At 36.8% G+C, this 17,522-nt stretch carries 16 protein-coding genes; all 16 read right to left on the reverse strand.

Going from position 1 to position 17,522, the window contains the following annotated elements:
* Positions 1-63 precede the first annotated feature (63 nt).
* The 16 genes from HMPREF1504_RS03555 to HMPREF1504_RS03630 all read right to left on the reverse strand — a co-directional run bounded on the left by HMPREF1504_RS03555 (position 64) and on the right by HMPREF1504_RS03630 (position 17,514).
* Positions 64-1,965 (reverse strand): glutamine synthetase, encoded by a 1,902-nt coding sequence (locus HMPREF1504_RS03555; protein ID WP_038123491.1) that lies wholly within the window; start codon positions 1,963-1,965, stop codon positions 64-66.
* Between the two features lie 161 nt (positions 1,966-2,126).
* Positions 2,127-2,570 carry a GatB/YqeY domain-containing protein gene (locus tag HMPREF1504_RS03560; protein ID WP_005379010.1) on the reverse strand — a complete coding sequence of 148 codons (444 nt, stop codon included), beginning with the start codon at positions 2,568-2,570 and terminating at the stop codon, positions 2,127-2,129.
* Positions 2,571-2,690: 120 nt separating this feature from the next.
* Positions 2,691-2,870 carry a 30S ribosomal protein S21 gene (gene rpsU / locus HMPREF1504_RS03565; RefSeq protein WP_004695751.1) on the reverse strand — a complete coding sequence of 60 codons (180 nt, stop codon included), beginning with the start codon at positions 2,868-2,870 and terminating at the stop codon, positions 2,691-2,693.
* A 188-nt stretch (positions 2,871-3,058) separates the two neighbouring features.
* The gene (locus HMPREF1504_RS03570; RefSeq protein ID WP_005378992.1) at positions 3,059-3,403 is read right to left on the reverse strand and encodes a histidine triad nucleotide-binding protein; all 345 of its coding nucleotides are present in this window, start codon (positions 3,401-3,403) and stop codon (positions 3,059-3,061) included.
* A gap of 16 nt (positions 3,404-3,419) precedes the next feature.
* Positions 3,420-4,715: a tRNA (N(6)-L-threonylcarbamoyladenosine(37)-C(2))-methylthiotransferase MtaB gene (gene mtaB / locus HMPREF1504_RS03575; protein ID WP_038123494.1), complete on the reverse strand. Its 1,296-nt coding sequence runs from the start codon at positions 4,713-4,715 to the stop codon at positions 3,420-3,422.
* A gap of 52 nt (positions 4,716-4,767) precedes the next feature.
* Positions 4,768-5,499: a 16S rRNA (uracil(1498)-N(3))-methyltransferase gene (locus tag HMPREF1504_RS03580; protein WP_038123496.1), complete on the reverse strand. Its 732-nt coding sequence runs from the start codon at positions 5,497-5,499 to the stop codon at positions 4,768-4,770.
* A complete protein-coding gene (locus tag HMPREF1504_RS03585; protein ID WP_009661238.1) occupies positions 5,496-6,359 on the reverse strand; it encodes a 50S ribosomal protein L11 methyltransferase in 864 nt (287 codons plus the stop codon). The genes HMPREF1504_RS03580 and HMPREF1504_RS03585 overlap by 4 nt, the downstream gene beginning before the upstream one ends.
* Positions 6,360-6,414: 55 nt before the next feature.
* Positions 6,415-7,572 carry a molecular chaperone DnaJ gene (dnaJ, locus tag HMPREF1504_RS03590; RefSeq protein ID WP_005383294.1) on the reverse strand — a complete coding sequence of 386 codons (1,158 nt, stop codon included), beginning with the start codon at positions 7,570-7,572 and terminating at the stop codon, positions 6,415-6,417.
* A 16-nt stretch (positions 7,573-7,588) separates the two neighbouring features.
* The gene (dnaK, locus tag HMPREF1504_RS03595) at positions 7,589-9,427 is read right to left on the reverse strand and encodes a molecular chaperone DnaK (protein ID WP_038123498.1); all 1,839 of its coding nucleotides are present in this window, start codon (positions 9,425-9,427) and stop codon (positions 7,589-7,591) included.
* Between the two features lie 27 nt (positions 9,428-9,454).
* Positions 9,455-10,006, reverse strand: a complete 552-nt coding sequence (grpE, locus tag HMPREF1504_RS03600; protein WP_038123500.1) for a nucleotide exchange factor GrpE — start codon at positions 10,004-10,006, stop codon at positions 9,455-9,457.
* 12 nt (positions 10,007-10,018) lie between these two features.
* Positions 10,019-11,035 carry a heat-inducible transcriptional repressor HrcA gene (gene hrcA, locus HMPREF1504_RS03605; RefSeq protein ID WP_038123502.1) on the reverse strand — a complete coding sequence of 339 codons (1,017 nt, stop codon included), beginning with the start codon at positions 11,033-11,035 and terminating at the stop codon, positions 10,019-10,021.
* A 278-nt stretch (positions 11,036-11,313) separates the two neighbouring features.
* Positions 11,314-11,916, reverse strand: a complete 603-nt coding sequence (locus HMPREF1504_RS03610) for a nitrite and sulphite reductase 4Fe-4S domain protein (protein ID WP_005379020.1) — start codon at positions 11,914-11,916, stop codon at positions 11,314-11,316.
* Between the two features lie 81 nt (positions 11,917-11,997).
* Entirely contained in the window at positions 11,998-13,176 is a 1,179-nt protein-coding gene (hemW, locus tag HMPREF1504_RS03615; protein ID WP_038123504.1) for a radical SAM family heme chaperone HemW, read from the reverse strand.
* A gap of 1 nt (position 13,177) precedes the next feature.
* Entirely contained in the window at positions 13,178-14,977 is a 1,800-nt protein-coding gene (lepA, locus tag HMPREF1504_RS03620; RefSeq protein WP_038123505.1) for a translation elongation factor 4, read from the reverse strand.
* Positions 14,978-15,015: 38 nt separating this feature from the next.
* Positions 15,016-16,077 (reverse strand): tRNA 2-thiouridine(34) synthase MnmA, encoded by a 1,062-nt coding sequence (gene mnmA / locus HMPREF1504_RS03625; protein ID WP_038123508.1) that lies wholly within the window; start codon positions 16,075-16,077, stop codon positions 15,016-15,018.
* A gap of 198 nt (positions 16,078-16,275) precedes the next feature.
* Positions 16,276-17,514: a methionine gamma-lyase family protein gene (locus HMPREF1504_RS03630; RefSeq protein WP_038123511.1), complete on the reverse strand. Its 1,239-nt coding sequence runs from the start codon at positions 17,512-17,514 to the stop codon at positions 16,276-16,278.
* Between the last annotated feature and the right edge of the window lie 8 nt (positions 17,515-17,522).

Below are 17,522 nucleotides of genomic sequence, written 5' to 3' on the forward strand. Positions count from 1 at the left end.
ATTCTATAATACTCAAAAAGGTCCTACCGATTTTCGGTAGGACCTTTATCCATATCCAAAGGATTAGAAAATGTTTTTGCTGTAATTAGCGTATTTAGCTTCTAATTCTTCCATTTTGTCATTCATTTCGATTTGTAATGCAGATGCAGTATCATAATCTTCAGATTGTAAAGCTTCTACAATACGTGTGAACAAGGATTTGCGATCATCGCTATCTTTTGCAAGATAGAAACGTAAGTCATTAACTTCTGCAAAGCGTTTGTCATCAATGCTATTGCGGCTATCTGTGTGAATGGAAACCATTTTACGTACTGTATCCATATTATCAGGAATGATACGATGAGCCAATACGAGTTTCCAACGTTTCAAAATGGATGCAATGAAGGAATCCATTAAATCATGAGCAAATGCATCACCTTGTGCCAATGTATTTACAAGTTCAGGATTATTTTTATAACCTTTAATGTTTTCCCATACTGTTGCAGGCGCTACGCCGAACATTTGATTGCGTTCTTCTTGAGTGTAGTCTTCGAATACATCTTTTTCAGAACGGAATGCACGTTCTTTAGGTAAGTAATCCGCATCTTGACCAGCTTCTTTGGAAAGTTCTGCTTCCAATTGTGCTTGCGTTTTACCACTTGTAATGGCATATTTCATACCATCAAATGCAGAGATGAAAATCAATGCTAATGCAGTGTATGTATTTGTATAAGGGTTTGGAGAACGCAATTCAAAACGTGTAGCCATAGGATTGTCGATATCGCGAATCAAACCGCAAAGGATTGTACGGTTACGGCTAGGTTCAGAAGGATCATTACCTAAGGAAGTTACGATACAAACTGGAGCTTCGAATCCAGGTTTCAAACGATTCAAGGAATCTGTTGTAGAGCTGATGAATGGGTTAATAGCTTCATAGTGTTTCAATAGACCCATGATTGCACCAATACCCAATGAGCTAGCAGATTCTTTTTTCATATCTTCTGGACTGAACAAGTTAACAAGTTTGCCAGATTTTAATTTTGCCATTACGCCAAAGTGAGTATGTTCACCAGAGCCAGCAACACCGATAATTGGTTTTGCATTGAATGTTACATCAAGACCATTTTCACGGAATACTTCACGAACGATAATACGAGCTTGTAATTCGTTATCTGCTGTTTGTAATGGGTTGCCAGAGAATTTCCAGTCGATTTCCAATTGTTCCAATACAACGGATTCATGACCATCTTCATCAAGTTTAGCTTTTACACCACCAACTTCTTTATGGCCCATTTCAGCCACCATACCGTATTTATCAAGACGTTCTACGGCTTGTTCTAATGCAGTACGAACAGTACCGTGTGTACGTTGCCAGTATTGTTCTTGCAAACGTTGAGAAACGGATAATTCTTTTTTAGTAACTGTTTTAGAAGGTGTTTTTACCCAGAATTCTAATTCAGTAGCAGATGTGAAAACAATATCTAACACATCATCAGCTTTCACATGAGGCATACCAGGTAAACCTTTTTCTTTGATCAAGGATAACAATTCTGCACGAACATAGTCACAGCTGCGTTTCAAAATAGAACGAGAATCTACATAGCGGTAATTATGCATCAAGAATGCAGGAATACGAAGTGTACCAGTTGGCAAACCTGTTGCTTCATCAATGTTTTCGTAGTTGTAATCAACAAACCAGTTTACACTTGGGTCGCCCCACATATCAACACGAGCATTGTTCAATGTAGCGATATTTGTCAATACTACAGAGGAACCATCAGTTTGAACAGCACGGCCTTCAAAGAATGCTTCATAATCATCAAAGAATGCAGCCATTGGGATTTTTTCATCTGTATCATTACCAGCTAAATCGATACCTACTAAAGATACGAATTTAATTTCTGGATGTTGTTCTAATAGAGATAAAACACCTTCTTTACCATATTGACCTGCAGGAATGTAATACAATAATTCTTTTGTAGCCATATTTGTGCCTCCTAAACTATAAAAAAAGACTCCAACAATATAGATATACAAATTGCATACCTATCCAGTGGAGTCTTCATTGACTAATTATTTTCTTGAGTACATATTACCATAGTGAGAAAATTCTTGTCAACAAATTTCTATAGAATTTTACCAGAATATTAACCTAGTAATTCTTTTACGATGGTATTTACTAATTTACCATCTGCACGGCCTTTAGTATGTGGCATAACATGTTTCATAACGTTGCCCATATTTACATTATCTCCGCACTCAGCAATGGCTTTTTTTACAACATCGCGAATTTCATCTTCTGTCATTTGCGCTGGCATATATTTTTGAAGAACAGCTATTTCTTCCTTAACATGACTAATTAGATCTTCACGACCTGCCTTTTCAAATTCTGTAAGAGAATCTTGGCGTGTTTTCATTTCTTTAGCTAAAATGCCTAATACACCATTATCATCAAGTTCAATTTTATCATTTATTTCTGTATTCTTAATGGCACTATTAACCATACGAATAACAGATAAAGCTATTTTGCCTTCTTCTCGAGCCTTCATAGCAGCTTTCATATCTTCTTTTAATTGATCTTTTAAACTCATGGGAACCTCCTATACGACTCAATCATTAAATACATATTAGCACCTTAGAAACTAATATATAAAGAAACCCTAATTCTGGATTTCATGAAGCCATGAAAAGGCAGAATTAGGGTAATCATCTTATGCTCTGAATTTGCGTTTTCTTGCTGCTTCAGATTTTTTCTTTCTTTTTACGCTTGGTTTTTCGTAGTGTTCGCGTTTTCTTACTTCAGACAAAACACCTGCTTTTTGGCAGGAGCGTTTGAATCGACGAAGAGCACTTTCAAGCGTTTCGTTTTTACCGACTTTAATTTCAGACATCTATATCCCTCCCTCCAAAATTAATCTCAGGGAAGTGCTGATAATTTTATTTACGCACATATACATATTATATGTAGAACACTAGATTCTGTCAATATATACCGCTATATTTTATAGGAATTTTATTACAAATCAATATTTTTTGATGTCTTACTACTTCAAAATTAATAATTTCCTATTACAAGCTATTACGCTTCAGGCCAACCCATTTCTTCGCCACCTAATAGATGAGCATGCATATGGAATACACTTTGACCAGCTTTTGCGCCAGTATTAAAAATCAATCGATAGCCATCCTTAGAAATACCAAGTTCTTTTGCCACATCACGAACAAATGGTAATAAACCTTCAACATAGTCTTCATTCTTCTCTGTAATATGAGCAATATTAGCAACATGATTTTTAGGAACAATGAGTACATGAACTTTTTTTACAGGTTCAATATCATAAAAAGCATAGAATTTATCGTTTTCTAATACTTTTTTTGATGGAATTTCACCATTAATAATTTTACAAAAAATGCAGTCGCTCATGGGGACCTCCTCTATCTTATTCAATGATTACAAAATCTTTTTCAACAGCCACCACAGTACCGCCTATAAGATCACCTATAGAGTGTTGACCATCTGATTTAACTCTACCATGAATATATTCATTTGTTAAGCCTGTATAATATCCATTTTCCTCTTTTTCAATGAGGATTTCACCAGGTTTACCTATACGAGATGTTGCATACGCATGTAAACCTTTTTCGCTTAGATCATTTAAAAGCGCTACGCGAGCCTTCTTAACGGCTTCTGGTACTTGATTTGGCATTATTGCAGCCGGTGTACCTTCACGAATAGAATATGGAAATGCATGAATATGAGTAAAGCCAATTTCTTTTACCGTATTCATTGTTTCATCAAAGTCTTCATCCGTTTCTTGTGGAAATCCTGCAATGATATCAGTAGTAATCGATAAATCTGGGATGCGATTTCTTAAATTCTTAATCAAATCTTTATATTCTTGAAGCGTATAATGACGTTTCATCAATGTTAGAACATGATCTGACCCCGCTTGTAGAGGTAAATGTAAATGTGGACATACGCGCTTATCCGTAGCCATTAATTCTATGAGTTCATCCGATACTTCAACAGACTCAATAGATCCAAAACGTATGCGATGTAAGTTTGGAATTTCTAAGAGGGCTTTTACCACATCGGCTAGCGTAGGTCTTCCTGGTAATTCAACGCCATAGTTTCCAAGGTGAATCCCGGTTAAAACGATCTCATGAAATCCATGTTCTACTAAACGTTTCGCTTCATTTACAATATCATCCACTTTACGGGACTTTAGTTTCCCACGCGTATAAGGAATGATACAAAATGCACAATAATTATTACAACCTTCTTGAATTTTCATGAAAGCTCTCGATTTATCAGATTCATTACCAAATAATGGCATCTCTTCAAAATTAGACTCTTTCATGATATCGCGAACAGCATTAATTTGACGTTCTGTTGTTTCGAGTTGTTCAACAAGTTCAACAATTTTTGAGCGATTGTTTGTGCCAATAACTAGATTAACGCCATCAATGGCAGCAATTGCATCAGGATCAAGTTGTGCATAACAACCTGTAACGATAACATAAGCATCTTGATTTTGACGTTTAGCTTTACGAATTAATTGACGAGACTTTTTCTCCCCCATATTCGTAACAGAACATGTATTAATAACGTAAATATCAGCCTTAGAATCAAAATCAACAGCTTCATAATCATGTTGTAAAAATAACCCCTTCATAGCATCCGTATCATACTGATTGACACGACACCCTAGAGTTGTAAAGGCAACGGTTTTCATTGCACCTCCCATTTCTTTATATAGACATCATATAGTATATGTATATAGTATTTTATAGTTCTAATTCATAGTGAACCATCGATAATGCAGCAATCGCAGCCGTTTCAGCACGTAATATAGTATGACCTAATGTAACTGATTGTCCACCACATTCTATAATATCATTGATTTCTTTCTCTTGAAAGCCCCCTTCAGGGCCAATACAAATTAAAATATCCCTATTAGTTGAATCACTATTAATAGCCTTTAAAGCATCTTTTATGGTATAGCCCGCTTCATTTTCATAGGCAACCAACTTTAAAGATTCAGATTCGATGTCTAATACATTCGAAAGGGGCTCACCCACAACGAGCGTAGGTAGCTGTGTGCGCCCGCATTGTTGAGAAGCTTCTAACATAATCTTTTCCCAACGACTATATTTTGACTGTAATTTTTTTGCATCGTACTTAGCAACACAGTTCGATGTAGGTACAAGATATACGGTATCAACATTAAGCTCTGTAGCTTTTTGTAAAACCCATTCTAATTTTTCACCTTTTAAATAAGATTGTACTAATATGGTTCTATGCATAGATGTAGGAGAATCAATGTATTCTATAAGACTAGCTTGTGCTAAGCCATTTATCTCATCATTAATCTGATAGATACCACAACGGTTATCGCTACCTGTGACAGTAATTGGTTTCTCTATATTATGGCGAAATACATGTAATATATGATGAGTCACATCTTTAGGTAATACAATGGATTCATCTAATGGTGTAGAAATAAATATCTTTTTCATCGTTTTTCCAGCGCAAATGTATGCCAAGGTCCAGCAATGCGCTCCTCAATAATATGCCACTCTTTATTAATATAAGGCATAATCTCATCATACCGATCATCAATAATACCACTAATGATGAGAATACCTTTATCATCAAGTTTTTTACCAATTTGTGGCAATAAAATTTTTAAAGGATCTACTGTTAAATTCGCTAAAATCAATTGAGCGGTACCCTTAAAATCAGTATCTAAATTACCACAAATGATATCAGCTACGACATGATTATTATCACAATTAATTCTTGCCTGTTTAGCTGCATATTCTTCTATATCGATACCTACAAGATGTTTTATACCCAAATGAGCAGCTACTAACAACAGAATGCCTGTCCCAGTCCCAATATCTAAACAAGTAACAGAATCTAAATTCATGGATTTACTATAGGCCTGTAAAAGTTCTGCACAAGTTCTCGTAGTTTCATGAGAACCAGTACCAAATGATATATCTGAATCGATTTCGATAATAGTTTTATTCTGTTCATTATCATATTCTTGCCATGCAGGTTTGATTATTAAATTAGGTAGTATTTCTGTAGGTTCTATATACTGTTGCCAAGAATTAAGCCACGTAGATTCATCTAATATATGTGCATCTATTGATGTGATTTCGATATTGCTTTCGTTAAGACGCCCCTTTATATCAGACTTAATCGTGTTAGGATCTAATGATGCATCAGCATAAAGCGTTAATTGTACTAAATTCGGTTGATTATCTACATCTTCTTCTATAATTCCATTGTCTGCATAATCGCCAAAAAGAGTAGTCACCTCATCGGTGGCTACTCTTTCGCAGACAATAGATATTTCTATCCATTGCATAAATGCTCCTTTACTATTGATGCGCAGGAACAAACCATTCACGCATCAGAGCTGTTCATTTAGTTAAACGATCCTTGATTTTCTCGAATAAACTCTTACTAACTTGTAAGTTATTCACATCTTCATTGCCTTCTTTGGCAAATCGAAGTAATAATTCACGTTGTGTTTCAGTTAATTTTTTAGGTGTTTGAACCGTAACGACTACGTGTTGATCACCACGTTGTTTTGGATTGCGTAAATAAGGAATACCTTTGCCCTTAAGTCTGAATGCAGTTCCCGTTTGAGTGCCTTCTGGGATCTTCAATTCTACTTTACCATCTAAGGTATTCACTTGTATAGTCGCTCCTAATGCAGCTTGTGCAAAGCTAATTGTAACACGACTGATAACATCATTGCCATTTCGTTCAAATTCTTTGTGAGGGCGTACGTAAATATAAACGTATAGGTCGCCTTTTGGACCACCTAATATACCCGGTTCACCTTCATTTGAAACGCGTAGACGAGATCCGTTATCTACACCAGCTGGAATCTTAATATCGATTTTTCGTTTTACTAAGATTTCACCAGATCCACGACATTTGGAACATGGTTTTTCAATGACCTTACCAGAGCCATGACAACGAGAACAAGTACGAGCAGATTGCATACGACCAAATGGTGTATTTTGAATCACAACCTCTTGACCAGAGCCGTGACAATTAGGACATGTATCAACTTTAGACCCAGGTTCACCGCCGGTACCGTGACAATGATTACATTCTTCATGACGTTGAATATTGATTGCCATTGATTTACCAAAGGCAGCATCCTCAAAGGATATATCTATGTCTTCACGAAGATCATTGCCTTTTTGAGGACCATGTTGTTGGTGTCCACCACCAAACATGCCACCAAAGAAATCACCAAAGATATCACTGAAGCCACCAGCTTGACCGCCGAAACCGCCAAAGCCACCTTGGAAACCACCGGCCCCAGCGCCGCCTCCTTGTTTGAAGGCGTCGTGGCCGAATTGGTCATATTGAGCTTTTTTAGTTTCATCAGACAATACTTCGTAAGCTTCGTTAGCTTCTTTAAACTTTGCTTCTGCTTCCTTTGGATTATCTTTATTTACATCTGGATGGTATTGGCGAGCCTTTTTACGGAAGGCTTTTTTAATTTCATCTTGGGTTGCATTTTTGCTGACCCCTAAGATGTCATAATAATCTCGTGCCATTAGTTACCAACCCTTCTTATTTCTTATCGTCATCAACTACAGTGTAATCAGCATCAACTACATTATCGTCAGCTTTTGTTTGTTCACCTTGTTTAGCATCACCAGCAGCTTGTTGTGCTTGTTGTGCAGCAGCATACATTTGTTCAGCTAATTTGTGCAAAGGTTGTTCCAAAGCTTCACTATCTTTTTTGATATCTTCAATGTTGCCAGCTTCGATGGATTTTTTCAATTTGTCCTTAGCTTCTTCAACATCTTTCAATAATGCAGCATCGCCTTTACCTTCAAGGTCTTTCAAAGCTTTTTCAGCTTGGTATACTAAAGAATCTGCATTATTTTTAACATCTAATTCTTCTTTTCTAGCTTTATCTTCTGCTGCATGAGCTTCTGCTTCTTTAACCATGCGTTCAATTTCGTCTTCTTTCAAGCCGCTAGAAGAAGTGATTGTAATTTTTTGTTCTTTTTGAGTACCCAAATCTTTAGCTTTTACATGTACGATACCATTAGCATCGATGTCGAAAGTTACTTCGATTTGAGGAACCCCACGAGGAGCAGCTGGGATACCATCCAAGTTGAAACGGCCCAATGTTTTATTGTCCGCTGCGAATTCACGTTCACCTTGCAATACATGGATGTCTACAGATGGTTGGTTATCTGCTGCAGTGGAGAATACTTGAGATTTAGATGTAGGAATTGTAGTGTTACGATCAATGATACGAGTGAATACACCGCCCATTGTTTCGATACCTAGAGACAATGGAGTTACATCAAGTAACAATACGTCTTTAACTTCACCTACTAATACGCCACCTTGAATAGCAGCACCAATAGCTACACATTCATCTGGGTTAACGTTTTTAGTTGGTTCTTTACCCAATACTTTTTTAATAGCTTCTTGGACAGCTGGGATACGGCTGGAACCACCAACTAACAATACTTTATCGATATCAGATGCAGATAAGCCAGCATCGCTCATAGCTTTACGAGTAGGTTCAATAGTAGCTTGTACCAAATCAGCAGTTAATTCTTCAAATTTAGCACGAGTCAATGTTACATCCAAATGTTTAGGACCAGTAGCATCAGCTGTGATAAATGGTAAGTTGATATTTGTGCTAGCTACGCCAGACAATTCAATTTTAGCTTTTTCAGCAGCTTCTTTTAAACGTTGATCAGCTAATTTATCATTGGATAAATCGATACCAGTTTCTTTTTTGAATTCTTCAATAAGGTAGTTCATAATGCGTTGGTCGAAATCATCGCCACCAAGGTGGTTATTACCAGATGTTGCCAATACTTCGAATACGCCATCGCCAAGTTCTAGGATGGATACGTCAAATGTACCACCACCAAGGTCAAATACAAGAACTTTACCATCTTCGTCTTTATCTACACCATATGCAAGAGCTGCAGCTGTTGGTTCATTGATGATACGAAGTACTTCAAGCCCTGCAATAGAACCAGCGTCTTTTGTAGCTTGACGTTGAGCATCTGTAAAGTATGCTGGAACAGTAATAACAGCTTGTTTTACAGGTTCGCCCAAATAAGCTTCTGCGTCAGCTTTAATTTTTTGAAGAATCATTGCAGAAATTTCTTGAGGTGTATAAGATTTACCTTCTACAGTTACTTTGTAGTCAGAACCCATATGACGTTTAATAGAAATAATTGTGTTTTCTGGATTGGATACAGCTTGACGTTTAGCCAATTGACCAACTAAACGTTCGCCATTTTTTGCAAAACCAACTACGGAAGGAGTTGTACGTGCACCTTCTTGGTTTGTAATAACCGTAGGTTCGCCGCCTTCCATAACAGCAACACAAGAGTTTGTAGTCCCTAAATCAATACCAATTACCTTTGCCATAATATATGACCTCCTAATACTTATAATCTATTCAACAACCTTAACCATTGCTGGTCGAATACAACGACCATCCACAGTATAGCCAGTTTGCAGTACTTCACATACCGTATCAGATTCATATTCATCTGATGGTACGCGCATAATTGCTTGATGGAAATTTGGATCAAATGGTTTACCAACTGCATCGATAACAGCTAAACCATGCTTAGACAACATAGCCATCAAGTTTTGATGAATCATGATAAATCCATCAAGGAATACCTTTGTATCCCCTTCTGCAGGGGCTTGTATAGCTCGCTCAAAATTATCTAATACAGGTAGCAAATCTTTTAGGACATCGCCCTTAACAAAGCCTGCCAACTGTTCTTTTTCTTGATTAGTACGGCGTTTAAAATTTTCAAAATCCGCTTGTAAGCGTTTATAACGATTATCAAAATCGGCTTTTAATTCTTCTAACACCTCACTTGCATCAACTACAGACTCTTCAGCATTTTGCGCTTCCGATTGTGCCTTCGTTGCTTCTGTAGGCTCAGAAATTTCTTCGTCTACCACATCTTGTTTAATTTTTTCTTCAGACATGCCTTATCCTTTCTATGTTTGATTTCTTGCCATCGTTTCCATTAAATGTTTCATATAGGAAAGCATATTAATAATTCGACTATATTCCATTCGCGTAGGGCCCAATATAGCCAATGTACCAAGTTGATTATTATCTTGAGAAAAATCAGTTTGAATAAGACTCATATCACTTAATGCTTCCATTTGATTTTCTGAACCAATCTTAATCTTAATTAGTTTGTTTGAATTATCTTGCAATATGTGACCTAATTCTTGTTGTTCTTCTAATAATGAAAGTACAGGCTGTACCTTTTCAACCGTTTTAAATTCCGGTTGTCGTAACAACTCAGTAGTACCAACGGAATAAAATAAACGTCGCTTTGTGATGGCCCTTAATAAGGTTTCTCCGATTTGTAATGATACGGATTTTGAACCGTCTATGTGTGCGATAATTGCACTTATTTGAGCCGATGTAATATCACGTAAAAGCTTATTTTGAACGGCATTGCTAAATTGTATAGCTAATCGTTGTAATTCATCAGCTTTCACTGGTGATGTAAAATACATCAATTCATTATCAAGTGCACCGGTTGCAGTTATTACAACCATAACAGCTTGGTGAGCATCAAGAGGTAAAATATGTATATATTTTAACATTGCTTGATCATGTCCAGGGGCTAATAATAAGCTCATACTATGACTGATTTGAGAAACTAATCGAGCCATATGTAATAACATTTCATTGCCAGAAAGCTGCGGATCATTCCATATAGAATGGATTTGTTTCACATCCTCATTCTCCATTGGACCTTGATGCATCATAGAATCAACGTATAAGCGATAGCCTTTTGACGATGGTATTCTACCAGCTGATGTATGAGGTTTTTCTAAATAGCCTAAGTCCTCAAGATCAGCCATTTCGTTTCGCACCGTGGCAGGACTAATACCTAAGTTATAATTTTTAGCAATCGTCCTAGAACCAACAGGCTCAGCAGATTTTACATAATCCTCTATAATCGCTCGTAAGATGCGTTGTTTTCTTTCATCCATAATGACACCTCACTTGTTAGCACTCAAAATATTCGAGTGCTAATCGCATGTATAATATTACCATACCAAAATAAAATGTCAAGTAAATTTATCCTTAAAAACCTAATAAAATCAAGTTTAGTCAAAAAGACAATGTGATTTCACAGAATAATAGGTCAAAAAGACAACCAAATAGATATGGAAAAATAGTCAAAAAGACAAGGCCTATCTATATTTATAAGGTTTTATAGAAATATAAATAGCTCCTAGTCAATTTATCACTAGGAGCTATTGTTAAATTATAAAGTTTTATTTTCTAATGGATTGCCAAGACGTTCTAACAATTTCCCCATCCGTTCCTTTGGTTCCCCATTTTCTGCATACCAATCGATCAGTATATCAGCAGCCTTCTTTGCTTGTTCAACAGATAATTTACGCATTAGTATTTTCCCTGCTTCAGGGCGCATACCAGTATTACCACCTACGGCGAGCATAAATCCTTGAGATGTACCAATAAAGGCAATATCTTTAACCATAGAATCAGGACAATTACGACCACAACCACTAATTCCTATTTTACATTTGTGACTTGTTTTACGACCATAATGTTTACGTTCTATATAATCTGCTAATTCAGCAGTCTCCATCTGACCGTTTTTACATTTTCCTTTACCTACACAGGCAATTAATGAATTGACACCTCTATGAATAACCGTAGTAACCCCATCAGGTAACTCAGCAATCAAAGCCTCTTTATCATCCTTATCAATACCTGTAATTTGTATACCAGTCACCACATGTCTAAAGGAACCACCGTATTTTTCAGCTAATGATATACATGCTTTCATTTGGTCCAAAGAAAATTCATTATGTAATCCATGTATTATAACAGATGTCTTCATCTTTCCTCCTAAATAAGCATGCATATTCATCATCATCCTATTTATTCTAACATGTTACTTATTGAGAAACTATGAGAAATCTTACTGTTTTATGAATTGACTAAACACATAATTTCCATGCTTAGCACCTTCTGGCGTAAGATAATATAAGTCGCCATCTTGTATAATTAAATTCTTTTCAATTAAATTATCTAAAATAGAGCCATATATATCTTCTAATCGTATATTAAATCTGTCAGCAAAATCGACTGTATTGATTCCCCACTTGGTTCGCAAGCTTAAAAAACAATAATCTTCTCTAGCTCTTTTGGAATCGATAACTTCCTCATCTACAACAGGAAATTCAAAGCAGTCTATTTTTCTAGCATAAGGCATGACATTGCGATTATTAGCTCTTCTTACACTATCAAAAAATGAATGAGCACCAGCACCAAAACCTAAATAATCACAATATTGCCAATATTTTAGATTATGTTTACTATAGGCTTTATCTTTCGCAAAATTGGATATTTCATAACGCTCAAATCCCAAATCTTGAATCCCTTGCATCATCATGTCATACATCGTATCCTCTGTTGATTCATCAGGTAAAGAAATGACTCCTTTATCGACCAAATGATATAATCGTGTTCCTTTTTCTACTTGTAAACCATAGGTAGAAATATGATTAATAGGCAATGTACTAACAATATCTAAATTTTTATTAATTTCATCAGTTGTTTGATTCGGTAATCCATATATTAAATCGATATTAATATCTTGAAATCCTTCCTTAAAAGCCCATTGAACTGCATGTATAGCATCCTCACGATTGTGACTTCTATGTAAACTTACTAGAGATGTATCATTAAAAGTTTGAACCCCAAAACTGATACGAGAGAATCCTAACTTATGCAGCCCCTTTAAATAAGCCTGATCTACCTCTCCAGGATTTGATTCGATGGTAAACTGACAATCAGGAGATACGTTATAGTTAGTTTTAATGGTATTCAAAATTTGTTCTAACTGTAATAAGGATAATTCCGTCGGTGTACCGCCTCCAAAATAAACAGTGTCTACAAGTTTAGTACGAGATTTAGGATATGCATCACCGAACATAGTCATTTCTTGAACCAAGGCATACAGATATGTATCGTAATATTCCTCTAAATTTTGATACGCTGGAAAGTCACAATATATACATTTTTGTTTGCAAAACGGGATATGGATGTATATCCCCATATCCCGCTGTACAAACAAATCGTTACGATTTGTTTTCATATTAATCTTCTACCTTTAAAATTGCCATAAATGCTTCTTGTGGAATCTCTACAGAACCTACAGCTTTCATGCGTTTCTTACCGGCCTTTTGTTTTTCTAAGAGTTTACGTTTACGAGAAATATCGCCACCATAACATTTTGCTAAAACGTCTTTACGCCAAGCTTTTACAGTTTCACGAGCTACAATTTTTGTGCCTACTGCTGCTTGAATAGGAATTTCAAACATTTGACGAGGAATTAATTCTTTTAATTTCTCAGCTAATGCACGACCACGTGTAGCAGCGCGATCCTTATGAACGATGATAGATAATGCATCTACAGGTTCTCCATTTAACAAGATATCCATCTTAACCATTGGAGATTGTTTATAACCAATCAATTCATAATCAAGAGATGCATACCCCTTTGTAGCAGATTTTAATTTATCAAAGTAATCATAAATGATTTCGCTTAATGGTAAGTGATATACAACGGATACACGCGTTTCATCCAAGTATTCCATGGATTGATATTCGCCACGTTTATCTTGAGACAATTCCATAATAGTACCAACAAAATCCTTAGGTACAATGGTCGTAGCCTTAACATATGGTTCTTCAATATAATCGATTTCCGTTGGAGGTGGTAACTTAGCAGGATTATCCACTTCTAGCATTTCCCCATTTGTTTTATATACCTTGTAGTTAACAGATGGAGCCGTAGTGATAAGTGTTAGATTATATTCACGCTCTAAGCGCTCTTGAATAACATCCATATGTAGTAAGCCTAAGAAACCACAACGGAAACCAAAGCCAAGAGCCAAGGATGTTTCTGCTTCATATTCTAAGGCAGCATCATTAAGCTGTAATTTTTCTAATGCATCACGAAGATTTTCGTAGTCTTTAGACTCTGTAGGGTAGAGACCACAATATACCATAGATACAGCCTTGCGGTAACCTGGTAATGGTTCAGGTGCAGGATTATCAGCTAATGTTACCGTATCACCTACGTGACAGTCAGCTACATTCTTAATACTTGCTGCAATACAACCTACAGAACCACATGGTAATTCTTGGACAGGCACAAGATTTGGTGTGAAGATACCGAGCTCAGTTACATCAAAATCCTTATTATCATGCATCATACGAATGGTATCTTTTGCCTTAATAGTACCTTCTTGTACGCGCACATAAGCAATAGCACCTTTATAAGCATCAAAGCGGCTATCAAAAATCAACGCTCTTGTTGGTTCATCAGATTTATCTGGTGGTGCAGGCACCTTATTTACAATGGCTTCTAAAATATCTGGAATGCCAATACCAGATTTAGCAGAACATAATACTGCTTCTGATGCGTCTAAACCAATGATATCTTCAATTTCATGTTTAACCCGATCAGGATCGGCAGAAGGCAAATCAATTTTGTTGATAACAGGAATAATCTCAAGATCATGTTCTAAAGCGAGATACACGTTTGCCAACGTTTGCGCTTCTACACCTTGTGCAGCATCTACAACGAGTAATGCCCCTTCACAAGCTGCAAGAGAACGAGATACTTCATAGCTGAAATCCACATGGCCCGGCGTATCAATAAGGTTCAAAATGTATTCTTCACCATCTTGAGCCTTATACAAAATACGAACGGATTGCGCTTTAATAGTAATACCACGTTCACGTTCTAAATCCATGGAATCTAATACTTGAGCTTCCATTTCCCGTTTTTGTAGAGTACCAGTATATTCAATTAATCTATCAGCGATGGTAGATTTACCATGGTCGATATGAGCTATAATACAGAAGTTTCTAATTTTTTTCGTTGACATACTATATGAACAAGTTCAAGGAACTTGTATTCTCCTTTCTAACATACGCGATCGATAACAGCACCTCCTAATAATTGAGTGCCATTATAAAAGGCTACGGACTGACCTGGTGTAATAGCCCGTTGTGGTTCATCAAAGATAACCTCCATCGTATCGTCGTCTAAGATACGTGCCGTACAAGGCGATGGGTTGGCTGCGTAACGAATTTTACCTTCCGCCTTTAACTCTTTATGGATTGTATCATCTAAGAAATTATAAAACTTACAAATCATACGATTTGTAAAAAGTCGTTCATTAGGTCCTACAATAACTTCATTGCGTTCACCATTAAAGCCAATAACATATAAAGGGTGTTTATAAGCAATGCCTAGTCCTTTACGTTGACCAATCGTGTAATTGAATAAACCCGTATGCTTTCCTAATATTTCACCATCTTCAGTAACAATATTACCAGATTTTGGTTTGGTTTTCATTTCTTCTACTACGAGTTTTTGATAATTACCATGCGGTAAGAAACAAATATCTACACTGTCTGGTTTCTTAGCTACTGGCAAATCATATTCAGCAGCTAATTTACGTGTTTCTGTTTTACATTGGCCACCCAATGGGAACATAAGATGACTCAAAATACGTTGATTCATATTATACATAACATAGCTTTGATCTTTAGTTGGGTCAACACCTTTATGCAATTCATATAAACCAGTGTCTTCATTATAATTAACCTGTGCATAGTGACCGGTTACCATATGTGTAGCACCTAGTTCTAATGCCCGATTAAGCATTAAATCAAATTTAATATTTTTATTACAGAATACACAAGGATTTGGTGTGCGCCCATAAGCATATTCTTTCACGAAATAATCTACTACATTCTCGTAGAATACATCGCGAGCATCGATAACATGATGCTCGATACCAAGAAAATCACACATTTTCTTAGCATCTGTTACGGCAAGAGGCACCTCATCATACGGTGTCCCACTCACCCATAGCCATAGGGTAATACCAAATACTTTATAGCCTTGTTTTAGTAGCATTGCAGCAGTCAAAGAACTGTCTACGCCGCCACTCATAGCTACAGCGATAACTTTTTCCATACTTTCTCCTTTTAATGATCTCTTGATCATAAAACTAATCAGGGTGAAAGCCTGACGTGTAAAACACTAGTTCGGTGTAAAAGTCCGAGTAGTATTGCTATGAAATTATAGCAACTTATATTATAGCCTAGAACGAGGTATATTGAAAAGATTTGAAACAAAAGAATCTCTTCCCATCAAAGAAAGAGATTCTAATTATTATCTATGTTTTAATAATTCCTCTGCCGCCCCTAAAATGCCGAGCATAGAATGTTCGAATACAAGACCACCTTGCATGAAGATTGTATATGGAGGGCGCACAGGACCATCGGCACTAAGCTCAATAGATGACCCTTGTACAAAGGTACCGCCAGCCATGATAATTTTATCTTCATAACCAGGCATATCCCCAGGAATTGGATGCACATGCGCATCTACAGGAGAGTAAGCTTGCATACCTACACAGAAATGCTCCATTTCCTCGCCATTTTTTAAATTGATGGCTTGAATCAAATCATAACGCGCTGCATCTACCTTAGGAAATACTTCATATCCAAGTAATTCACCTACTGCAGCTGTATATACAGCTCCTTTAAGGGCTTGTAATACTACATGAGGGGCCATAAATAAGCCTTGGAAGAATAGACGATAGCCAGGAGCATAGGAACCCATATGATCACCAAGCCCTGGAGCCGTCAATTGGTATGACGCATCTTCAACTAAATCCTCACGGCCCACGATATAGCCACCGGTTGGTGCTAAACCACCGCCAGCATTTTTGATGAGAGAACCTGCCATGATATCAGCACCGGCCTCTAATGGCTCTTGAAGCTCTGTAAATTCACCGTAGCAATTATCTACAAAGCAAATGGTTTCCGGATTCTTAGCTTTCACAACATCAACGATCGCTTTAATATCCGCAATCGACAATGGCTCACGAGTACTATACCCACGTGAACGTTGGATAACGACGACACGTGTATTGGAATTAACAGCCTGTCCTATAGCGTCCAAATCATAGGTGTTATTGTTAAGGGGCACTTCTGTATAGGTAAAACCTTTTTCAATCAATGAACTCTTAACAGGACGAGTATAGCCTATAACGGATTGCATGGTATCATAAGGAGCTCCAACGGCATAGATAAATTCAGTTCCTTTAGAGCCATTTCCCATAATAGCCATCAGTGTAGTGGCTAATGCGTGAGTACCCGATACAAAATGTGGGCGCACGAGAGCCTTTTCGCCTTTGAATACATAGGCAAATACTTCATCTAATTTTTCACGGCCTACATCGTTATAACCATAACCGGTTGTGCCTGTAAAATGATAGTCAGATACTTGACACTCTTTAAATGCTTCTAATACCTTTTTCGTATTTGCTAATGCAATAGGTTCAAACTTTTTAAATTGTGGTTCAGCCATTTCAAGGGCTTTACTACGTATTTCTTCTAATGTCATTCTCTATC

The sequence above is a fragment of the Veillonella sp. ICM51a genome, from assembly GCF_000524355.1.
In the GTDB taxonomy this organism is placed as follows: Bacteria; Bacillota; Negativicutes; order Veillonellales; family Veillonellaceae; genus Veillonella; species Veillonella atypica.